Raw genomic sequence first — 8,940 nt, 5'->3', positions numbered from 1 at the left:
CGGCAATGCGCTGGAACAGGCGCTGCCACAGACCATGCCGCGACCATCTGTTGTCTGTTGTTGCAGCGGTTGTAGGCGGCCATGGCCGGCCGCAGGCTGGCGGCACGTTCCGCCATGATCCGCAGCAGGCGGATCATCCATGCCCATAAGGACCGAGGTCAGGAGACCTCGGCGGGCGGCAGCCGGTCATGAGCATAGGCAGGATCCCGCGAATCACCCGCCGGTCGCCGACTTGGCCGACCCTGGGGAGATGCGGCCCGATCCGCGCTCAGGCCGTATTCGACCGCCAGTACAGCTGCGCCATCCGCCATACCCGCGTCAGCCGACGTCCCTGATCAGGCGATCGAAAACCATAAAGCTGTAGAGGGTTGTTCGAGTTTCCTACTTAGTGCCGGCTGCCCGATCCGTCGTCGGTCTCGCAGTTCCAATTCAGGTGAGGCTTGTCATGATCTGATGGCGCCAGGTGCCGGATGATCTCGCGCAGACATTCTGACCGCTCATCGCTCTTCAGCAGTGCCGCTGCGACTGCCTCGATCAGTGCCGCGTCGGGATCCGGCATGGCCTTGGCATGCCCGGACGAGTGTCTGGTCGTCCTGAACTGAAGCGCCTGCGGCACCCTGGCCATCCACGGTCCTTCCGCGACTGATCCCTTCAACTGCATAGCGCACATAACCGATTCCGGTAGCTTTGCGGAATGAAAGTCACGAAAGGCAGTTCACGGACGCGCGAAGCCCATGGTGTGCGACAACCGGACGATATTCAGAACGAGGAGGGAGTCTTAGGGCTGATTTCCAGGCATAACCTGTGAAAATAGCTCGCGAAGGCACAGAACGGCCTGGAAGCGTCAATGGTCCCGGCGATGGGACGGCGACTTGGCCAGTAACAGGCTGCGCGACATGGAACCCTGCTCTTCGGCCAATATGGCGACCAGCATCTTCCGCAGGCTCGCCGCCGCCTGGTCGTTCAGGTTCAGGGCATGCGCCAGTCGCTGCAGGACTTCCTGGTCCTCTTCCCAGACGCCGACCTCGACGCGTTGTATGTTCACGCGCGCGCGCGGGCGGCGACGCTTGGAGCAGACTTCAGACATTGCCGCACTCTTGCTGAAACCATGTTGTACATCTCCATTGGACTTTCCTCTTAGGATGGAACATCCGGTTTCATGTCGCAGGTTAAGGTTCCGGCAGCGGCTGTGGTACTCGCCGGTCTTGGGCATGGCTCCGAGTGTCTGCCGGAACGAGGGATCGAGCGCAGGGCGTGGGCGCGGCGACATCACGACCCATCCCGTCTGGCTTGGTACCGGCTCAGCCCGGTACGCGCCCCCTTCCGGGGCGGGTAGCCGCGTCGTGCAGGCCGGTGCGGCCGGCGTGCAGGTAGGCGCTGGGCGGCATGCCGAAGCGCTCCCGGAAGGCGACAGTGAATGCCGACAGGCTCTCGAAGCCGACTTCGACCGCGACGCTTCCGACCGGGCTACCCTGGCACAGGAGTTCCAGCGCCCGCATCATCCGGACCTCGCGCAAGAGGCCGCGCCAGGTCATCTGCAACTCGTCCAGGCAGCGGCGCTGCAGGGTGCGCTGCGACAGGCCGGCTGCCCGGGCCGCCAGCGCCGCGGAGGCGGAAGCGAGATGGTCGGCGACATAGCGGACCACCGTGCGCATTGCCTCGCTGCGGGCCGCCGGCATCCACAGCATCCGCGGATTGCTGAACCATTCGGGGCAGAGCAGGGCGAGCGTACGCAGCAGACTGCCGGCCAGCGCGTCACCGCGCACCGTCTGCTCGTCCCAGGCCAGCGCCCGCTCCACCAGGTGCAGGGCCAGAGGTGGTACCGGGGCGACCCAGCAGCCTTGGTGGCACCAGCGCGTGCGCTGCGGGTCGAGATGCACGACCATCAGCAGCGTGTCCGGGCGGGTGCGCAGGGAGAACGGGCGGTCCGCCGGGATGAACACCATGTGCTGGGACAGCACCAGCCAGCCACCGGCGGCACCCTCGAGATCGAGCATGCCGGCCCGGACCAGCACCAGCTTGTGCATGGGATCGCCCAGGCTCGCTTCCTCATGGGCACCGGGCCGCAGTGCCAGCGCCAGTTCCAGTCCCGGCTGCGGGGAGAGGGTCAGCCGCACCGGGCTGCTGGCCGGCACGAACTCGCTGGCAGCACGATCGAGGCGGGTGAGGGTGGTGACCACTTGCAAAAAGAAGTTGCCCCTCTGTCGCGAACCTGCCACCGTTTTGCCGTGCAGTAGGACATAAGCGGCCAATCGGCAACCAAGCCGTGATCCGCCTCAGGGAGGTCCCGCACCAGTGCAAGATGTCGCCCAAGCCATGCCGGCGCTGGAGGGCGTCAGGATGACGCCGGTCCTGTCGCTGCGCGGCCTGCGCAAGCAGTTCGGCGGAACGATCGCGGTCCATGGCTTCGACCTCGACCTGTATCCCGGTGAGATCCTGGCGCTGCTCGGGCAGAACGGGGCCGGCAAGTCGACCGTCATCAAGATGCTGGCAGGCGTGCACCTGCCCGATTCCGGCGAGATGTTCCTGGCCGGGCAACACTTCGATCCGGCCGCCGAGCGGCACGCCATCTCGTTCATCCACCAGGATCTCGGCCTGATCGAATGGATGACGGTGGCCGAGAACGTGGCGTTGGCCGAGGGCTACGGTCGCCGGGGCGGGCTGATCGACTGGCGGGGCGTGGCTGGGCGTGCGCGTTCGCTCCTGGCCGCGATCGCACCGGACATCGACCCGGAGAGCCGGGTCCAGGATCTCACCCGCACCGAGAAGTCGCTGGTCGCGATCGCCCGGGCGGTCGGCAGGGAGGCGCGGGTCCTGGTGCTGGACGAGCCGACCGCGAGCCTGCCCCAGGACGAGGTCGACCATCTGTTCCAGGTCCTGCGCGAACTGAAGGGCCGGGGCGTGGCGATGATCTACGTGTCGCACCGGCTGGACGAGATCTTCGCGATCGCCGACCGGATGGTGGTGCTGCGCGATGGCCGCACCGTGGACAGCCGGACCACCGCGGAAGCGGAGCCGGATCAGGTGGTGCGCTCGATCATCGGCCGTCCCCCAGACAGCCTGTTCGTCCGCCCGCCCCGGCCCCGGCCGGACGACGTGCTGCGGCTGGACGGGCTCAGGACCGAAGATGCCGGGCCGGTCGACCTGACGGTCCACTCGGGCGAGATCGTAGGCCTGGTCGGGCTGCGCGGGGCCGGCCAGGAATCGATCGGCCGCGCCCTGGTGGGCGCGGTGCCGAAGCTCGCAGGTGAGGTCTGGCTGGCCGGCGCCCGGCCGGCCCTGGGCAACCCGACCGAGGCGATCCATGCCGGCGTGGGCTTCGTCGCCGCCGACCGGATCGCCGAATCGGTGGGCCATGGCCTGAGCGTGCGCGAGAACATGTTCCTCAACCCCGCCGCCACCGGCCGGCACAGCTTCGCCTGGCGCCAGCCGGCCGCGGAGGTGGCCGAGGCGGCCATGCTGGGCCAGCGCGTGCACCTGGCGCCGAACGATCCGGCAGCGCCGATCGAGACCCTGTCCGGGGGCAACCAGCAGAAGGTCGTGATGGCCCGTTGGCTGCGGATCGGCGGCAAGGTGCTGGTGCTGGAGGATCCGACCGCCGGGGTCGACGTGGGCGCCAAGGCCGAGATCTACCGGCTGCTCGCCCAGGCGGTCGGCCAGGGACTGGCGGTGATCCTGATCTCCACCGACTTCGAGGAGGTGGCGGCGATCTGCCACCGGGCCCTGGTGTTCCGCGACGGCCGGATCGTGGCGGAACTGGACGGAGAGTCCCTTGAGCCGGGCGTCCTACTGGCGGCAGCCTCGCTGGCGCCGCCGCCCTTTGCCGATCCCTTACGTCCGGGGCAGTGCTGATGCAGTCGATCAAATCCACGGCACTGGAGCCGACCCGGGCCGAACTCGCTGCCATGGGGCCGGGTGAGCGCGCGGCCAAGCTTCTGCCGGTCTACGGACTGCCGATCCTCACCTTGCTCCTGATCCTGTTCTTCTCGCTGCTGCTGCCGGCGACCTTCCCGACCATGCTGAACCTGCGCTCGATCCTGGGCGACAAGGCGATCATCGCGATGCTGTCGCTGGCGGCGATGATCCCGATGATGGCGGGCCGGATCGACCTCACGGTCGGCTACGGGATCGTGCTCTGGCACATCATGGCGATCGCCCTCCAGACCCAGTTCGGGCTGAGCTGGCCGGTGGTGGTGCTGATCGTGCTGGCGATGGGATGCTTCCTCGGCCTGCTCAACGGCCTGCTGGTCGAACTCGCCCAGATCGACAGCTTCATCGCCACGCTGGGCACCGGCACGGTGCTCTATGCCCTGGCGCTCTGGTACACCGAGGGCCGCCAGGTGATCGGGATGCTGCCCAAGGGCTTCACCTCGATCTACACGATGATGCCCTTCGGCATCCCGATCGCCGCCTATTACGTCTTGGCGCTGGCGCTGCTGCTCTGGATCGTCACCGAGTACCTGCCGATCGGACGCTATCTCTATGCGATCGGTGCCAATCCGCGCGCCGCTGCACTGAACGGCATCCCGACCCGGCGCTACGTGGTGGGCGCATTCGTGGCGTCCGGCCTGATCGGGGCGCTGGCCGGGATCGTGCTGGCGGCACGCTTGAGGATCGGTCAGGCCAGCGTCGGCCTGGAATATCTGCTGCCGGCCCTGGTGGGGGCGTTCCTCGGATCGACCACGATCCGGCCCGGCCGGGTCAATGTCTGGGGCACGATCGCCGGGGTGGCGATCCTGGCGGTCGGCATTTCCGGCATCCAGCAGCTCGGCGGCGAATTCTATATCGAGCCATTGTTCAATGGCGTGACCCTGCTGCTCGCGATCGGGCTGGCCGGTTACGCCCAACGCAAGCGCGGCAAGGTGCGACTCAAGCCCTCGCGCACATCAGGGAGCTAGAAACATGAATGGCATGACGAGGATGTCGACCAGCGCATTGGCCCTGCTGGGCTGTGCCGTGCTGGCGCTGGCAGCCGGGCCGGCCGCCGCCGACGCGGTCGAGGAAGCCAAGGCCTATGTCGAGAAGGTCAGCAAGCCCAACCCGCCATGGGACGGGCCGACCAGCGGGCCCAAGGCGGCCGAGGGCAAGACCCTCGTCTATGTCTCGACCGACCAGCGCAATGGCGGTGCGCGCGGCGTGGGCGAAGGGGTGGAGGAGGCCGCCGGCAAGCTCGGCTGGACCGTGCGCGTCCTGGACGGGCAGGGCTCCGTCTCGGCCCGCTCCTCGGCCCTGGCCCAGGCCATCGCGTCCAAGCCCGATGCCATCATCCTGGGCGCCATCGACGCCACCGAGCAGTCCAGCGCGGTCGAGGAAGCCGCCAAGCAGGGCATCACCGTGATCGGCTGGCACGCCTATGCCAAGGCCGGGCCGCACGACAGCATGCCGATCTTCACCAACATCACGACCGATCCCATGGAGGTGGCCAAGGCCGCGGCGTCCTACGCGGTCGCCGAATCCAACGGCACGGCCGGTGCCGTGATCTTCACCGACAGCGTCTACGAGATCGCGGTCGCCAAGGCCAACGCGATGGCCGACATCATCAAGGCCTGCTCCGGCTGCAAGATGCTGGAACTGGTCGACACGCCGCTCGCCGACGCCAGCACCCGGATGCCGCCGCTCACCACGGCCCTGCTGCAGCGCTACGGCGACCAGTGGACCTACGCGCTCTCGATCAACGACCTGACCTTCGACTTCATGGCGCCCTCCCTGGCCGCTGCCGGGATCGCCGGCGACGGCAACCCGCGCAACATCTCGGCGGGCGATGGTAGCGGCGCCGCCTTCCAGCGGATCCAGCAGGAAGAACACCAGATCGGCACGGTGGCCGAGCCGCTCCGGCTGCATGGCTGGCAGATCGTCGACGAGGCCAACCGCGCCTTCGCCGGCGAGAAGGACTCCGGCTATGTCGCTCCGGCCCACCTCTTCCTGCCGACCAACGTCGACAAGGATGGCGGGCCCAAGGGGATCTACGACCCCGAGAACGGCTACACCGATGCCTACCTGAAGATCTGGGGCGTTGCCGCCGGCTGAACCGCCCGTGCCGTGGGAGCATGATGTGCTTCCACGGCTCTTCCCCTGTCTCCCGGAGAATCCCCTTGGCGACCCACGACCTTCCTGCTCCCGACTACGCCCGCAACATGCGCCTGCTCGGCCACAGCGACCAGGGCGGCCGGCCAGACGGCGTGCAGCTCATGGTCCAGGACGGCTTCGCCTATGTCGGCCACATGTTCTCCAAGGGGTTCAGCGTCGTCGACGTGCGCGACCCCTACCAGCCCAAGGCCGCCGGCTATTTCCCGGCACCGCCCAACACCTGGAACATCCATCTGCAGGCGCATGGCGACCTGCTGCTGGTGATCAACGCCAAGGACATGTTCGCCGCGGCCGAGTTCCAGGACGAGAAGGCCTACTACAAGGGCTCGCTCGGCAAGAAGGTCGGCACGGCGGAGCAGAAGACGGCACCTGCGCGCGACTGGACCGCGGGCATGGCGGTCTACGACATCTCCAAGCCCGGCGAGCCCCGGCAGATCGGCTTCATGCCGGTCGAAGGCGGCGGTGTGCACCGGATCTGGTACACGGGCGGGCGGTGGGCCTACTGCTCGGTGCTGCTGGATGGCTTCACCGACTACATCTTCATGGCCATCGACATGGCCGACCCGACCAAGCCGGAGCCGGCCGGGCGCTGGTGGATCCCGGGCATGAACCAGGCGGCCGGCGAGACGCCCGACTGGGCGCCGACCCGGCGCTTCGGCCTGCACCACCCGATCGTCGCGGGCGATACGGCCTATTGCGCCTGGCGGGATGCCGGCATGGTGGTGCTGGACGTCAAGGACCGGCACGACCCGAAGCTGATCACCCATCGCAACTGGTCGCCGCCGTTCGGGGGCGGGACGCATAACTGCCTGCCGCTGCCGGACCGGGAACTGCTGGTGGTGCTGGACGAGGCGGTGCTGGACCACCAGGAGGACGGCGAGAAGCTGATCTGGGTGTTCGACAACCGCGAGCCGGCCAACCCGATCAGCATCTCGACCTTCAAGTCGCCGGACGAGGCGGACTACAAGGCGAAGGCCGGTCATTTCGGGCCGCACAATCTCCATGAGAACCGGCCGGGCAGCTATGTCAGCTCCGAGCGGATCTTCACCACCTACCAGAATGCCGGGATCCGGGTCTTCGACATCAAGGACCAGTACCGGCCGGTCGAGATCGCGGCCTATGTCCCGCCGAAGCCGGAACGGCTGGTCGACCACCGGCCGAACCGGCCCCAGGTGATCCAGTCCTGCGACATCTTCGTGGACCGGAACGGCATCATCTACGCCAACGACTATAATGGCGGCCTGTCGATCCTGGAGTATACGGGCAGCTAGCTTCCATCCGGACTCGGCCGGGGCGGCAGCGCCCCGGCCGTCGGGATCTACTGGCCCGCGACCCGCTGGTTCGGACGTGGGGCCACCGGGATCATGATGTGGGCATAGTCCGTGCCCGGCCACATCACATAGGCACCCTCGGTGTCCGGGTTGGTGGGCAGGCCCGCGAGCTGGGCCGGGTCGGGCACGATGACCATGACGTGCGGCCCCTCGATCACCCAGTGATTATGCTCGGTCGGCGCCATGTCGAACGGTTCGGAGTTGCTCGCACCCCCGGCATCGCCGACGAGCATGTAGGCAACGCCGACCCGATCGGTCTTGAACGGCTTCTTGTCCATGTAGGCATCGACCCACTCCATCCAGACCTGATCCAGGCACTGGGGCTCGGGGCCCTGCTCCCGCACCGCCGCTATGGTCGGAAAGCAGGTATAAGGGCCGGCGCCTTCCTTCAGGACGTTGCCGTGCTCGTCCATGACCCTAGCCGTCGCACGGATCGCCGGGGTCGCGGCGCTGAGAGCGTCCTCGATCTGTGCCTCCTTGCTCGGCTCGGCTGCCATGCCCGCTCCCGCCAGGAGCAGGATTGCCGGCACGAGGACGAACGGCACCACATGGCATTTTGGGCATGGTGAAGACATCATGGATCTCCCGAGCGTGGCGGCCCTGTCGCCGGACCCATGTTCCGCTGGCCACCGGAAGCCACGCTGACGAGTGGCAGACGCGGACGCCTGCAGGCATGGCCCGATCCTGGACCCCTGCGGGCTGTCCATCCGGTTCCTGCAATGGCCGCCGCTACACCCAGGCCGGAACGTTGCCTGGGCCGATCATCGCGGCAGCGCACATGGGTGGTGTCATGGGGCGCCCTCCCGCGGCGGCCGGCCCGCGAACCCCTTCGTCCGGTCATCGACCGGCCCTGCGCACGATTCTGCAGAATCTTCTCAACTGCCCCCGTCGTCAACGACAGCCGCCATGTCGGCCACGGGCGGTGCGGGAAATTCACCTCCAGGTCATCCGGCGGCAGGATGCTCAGAAACGCAGGTCGGCCGCGGTGCGGATCTCGGTGATGGGTGCGGCGGGGTCGATCAGCGATTCCGGTGCCGCGGGCCGGGTGACCAGCCCGGGATGGGCCAGGATGTCGGACGGGTAGAGGGGCTCGAAGTCGAGTGCCGTGCGGCGGGCGAGCTCGGGCAGGCCCAGCTGGTGGATGCGGAAGGGGTCGAGGTCCAGCTCCTCCAGATCGTGCAGCAGATCGGACTGCGACAGGACGAAGGCGGCGGTGCGCAGCCGGCCGTCGCCGCCGCGATAGGCGATCAACTTCCAGAAGGTGCGCGGGATGAGGGCGCCTCGATAGGGGGTGTCCTCGTCGCCGAAGACCGGCCCGGCCTGGACGGCCAGCCTGATGTCCTGCAGGTCCGCCTGCTCCAGGATCAGGTTCTCGAGCTCACCCCACAGGCCGCTGCGCCGCGACTGGTTGAACCGCTCGTGCTGAGGCGCGATGTTGGGGAAGTAGAAGGAATCCTGGTTGGCCTGCCGGGCCTCGGCCACCGGACCCCAGCACAAATCGGCACGGCGCGCGAGGTGGCCG

General features: G+C 67.8%; 9 protein-coding genes. 4 read left to right on the top strand and 5 right to left on the bottom strand.

Translation table 11 applies throughout. From position 1 onward, the window contains the following. Positions 1–385 precede the first annotated feature (385 nt). From VNS22_RS18690 to VNS22_RS18680, 3 genes are all read right to left on the bottom strand, one after another. Positions 386–625: a hypothetical protein gene (locus VNS22_RS18690; protein ID WP_325735081.1), complete on the bottom strand. Its 240-nt coding sequence runs from the start codon at positions 623–625 to the stop codon at positions 386–388. Between the two features lie 219 nt (positions 626–844). Continuing rightward, positions 845–1,213, bottom strand: a complete 369-nt coding sequence (locus VNS22_RS18685; RefSeq protein WP_325735079.1) for a hypothetical protein — start codon at positions 1,211–1,213, stop codon at positions 845–847. Between the two features lie 88 nt (positions 1,214–1,301). Further along, entirely contained in the window at positions 1,302–2,180 is an 879-nt protein-coding gene (locus VNS22_RS18680; protein ID WP_325735083.1) for an AraC family transcriptional regulator, read from the bottom strand. Between the two features lie 160 nt (positions 2,181–2,340). On the opposite strand from VNS22_RS18680, the gene VNS22_RS18675 reads away from it, so the two are divergent. The 4 genes from VNS22_RS18675 to VNS22_RS18660 all read left to right on the top strand — a co-directional run bounded on the left by VNS22_RS18675 (position 2,341) and on the right by VNS22_RS18660 (position 7,358). Next, positions 2,341–3,852, top strand: a complete 1,512-nt coding sequence (locus tag VNS22_RS18675) for a sugar ABC transporter ATP-binding protein (RefSeq protein WP_325735077.1) — start codon at positions 2,341–2,343, stop codon at positions 3,850–3,852. Further along, positions 3,852–4,898: an ABC transporter permease gene (locus VNS22_RS18670; protein ID WP_325735075.1), complete on the top strand. Its 1,047-nt coding sequence runs from the start codon at positions 3,852–3,854 to the stop codon at positions 4,896–4,898. Before VNS22_RS18675 ends, VNS22_RS18670 begins: the two co-directional genes overlap by 1 nt. Before the next feature lie 22 nt (positions 4,899–4,920). Next, positions 4,921–6,027, top strand: coding sequence for a substrate-binding domain-containing protein (locus VNS22_RS18665; protein ID WP_349261840.1), 1,107 nt, complete (start codon positions 4,921–4,923; stop codon positions 6,025–6,027). Between the two features lie 107 nt (positions 6,028–6,134). Next, a complete protein-coding gene (locus tag VNS22_RS18660; protein WP_349261839.1) occupies positions 6,135–7,358 on the top strand; it encodes a hypothetical protein in 1,224 nt (407 codons plus the stop codon). 47 nt (positions 7,359–7,405) lie between these two features. On the opposite strand, the gene VNS22_RS18655 is transcribed toward VNS22_RS18660, so the two are convergent. Together VNS22_RS18655 and VNS22_RS18650 are read right to left on the bottom strand one after the other, a co-directional pair. Further along, a complete protein-coding gene (locus VNS22_RS18655) occupies positions 7,406–7,915 on the bottom strand; it encodes a hypothetical protein (RefSeq protein WP_325735069.1) in 510 nt (169 codons plus the stop codon). Positions 7,916–8,381: 466 nt separating this feature from the next. After that, positions 8,382–8,940, bottom strand: a 559-nt coding sequence (locus tag VNS22_RS18650) for a DNA/RNA non-specific endonuclease (protein ID WP_325735067.1), incomplete at its 5' end; no start/stop codon positions are given.

Origin of the sequence: Geminicoccus sp., assembly GCF_035556675.1 — a bacterium.
Classification (GTDB): Bacteria; Pseudomonadota; Alphaproteobacteria; order Geminicoccales; family Geminicoccaceae; genus Geminicoccus.
Note: the sequence above shows the minus strand (reverse complement) of the source record. Positions and strands in the feature narration are given on the sequence as shown.

Coding starts and splice junctions, on each gene's coding strand:
- VNS22_RS18660 (WP_349261839.1), top strand. CDS start 6,135: ATGCGCCTGCTCGGCCACAGCGACCAGGGCGGCCGGCCAGACGGCGTG.
- VNS22_RS18665 (WP_349261840.1), top strand. CDS start 4,921: ATGTCGACCAGCGCATTGGCCCTGCTGGGCTGTGCCGTGCTGGCGCTG.
- VNS22_RS18685 (WP_325735079.1), bottom strand. CDS start 1,213: ATGCCCAAGACCGGCGAGTACCACAGCCGCTGCCGGAACCTTAACCTG.
- VNS22_RS18675 (WP_325735077.1), top strand. CDS start 2,341: ATGACGCCGGTCCTGTCGCTGCGCGGCCTGCGCAAGCAGTTCGGCGGA.
- VNS22_RS18690 (WP_325735081.1), bottom strand. CDS start 625: ATGGCCAGGGTGCCGCAGGCGCTTCAGTTCAGGACGACCAGACACTCG.
- VNS22_RS18655 (WP_325735069.1), bottom strand. CDS start 7,915: ATGGCAGCCGAGCCGAGCAAGGAGGCACAGATCGAGGACGCTCTCAGC.
- VNS22_RS18670 (WP_325735075.1), top strand. CDS start 3,852: ATGCAGTCGATCAAATCCACGGCACTGGAGCCGACCCGGGCCGAACTC.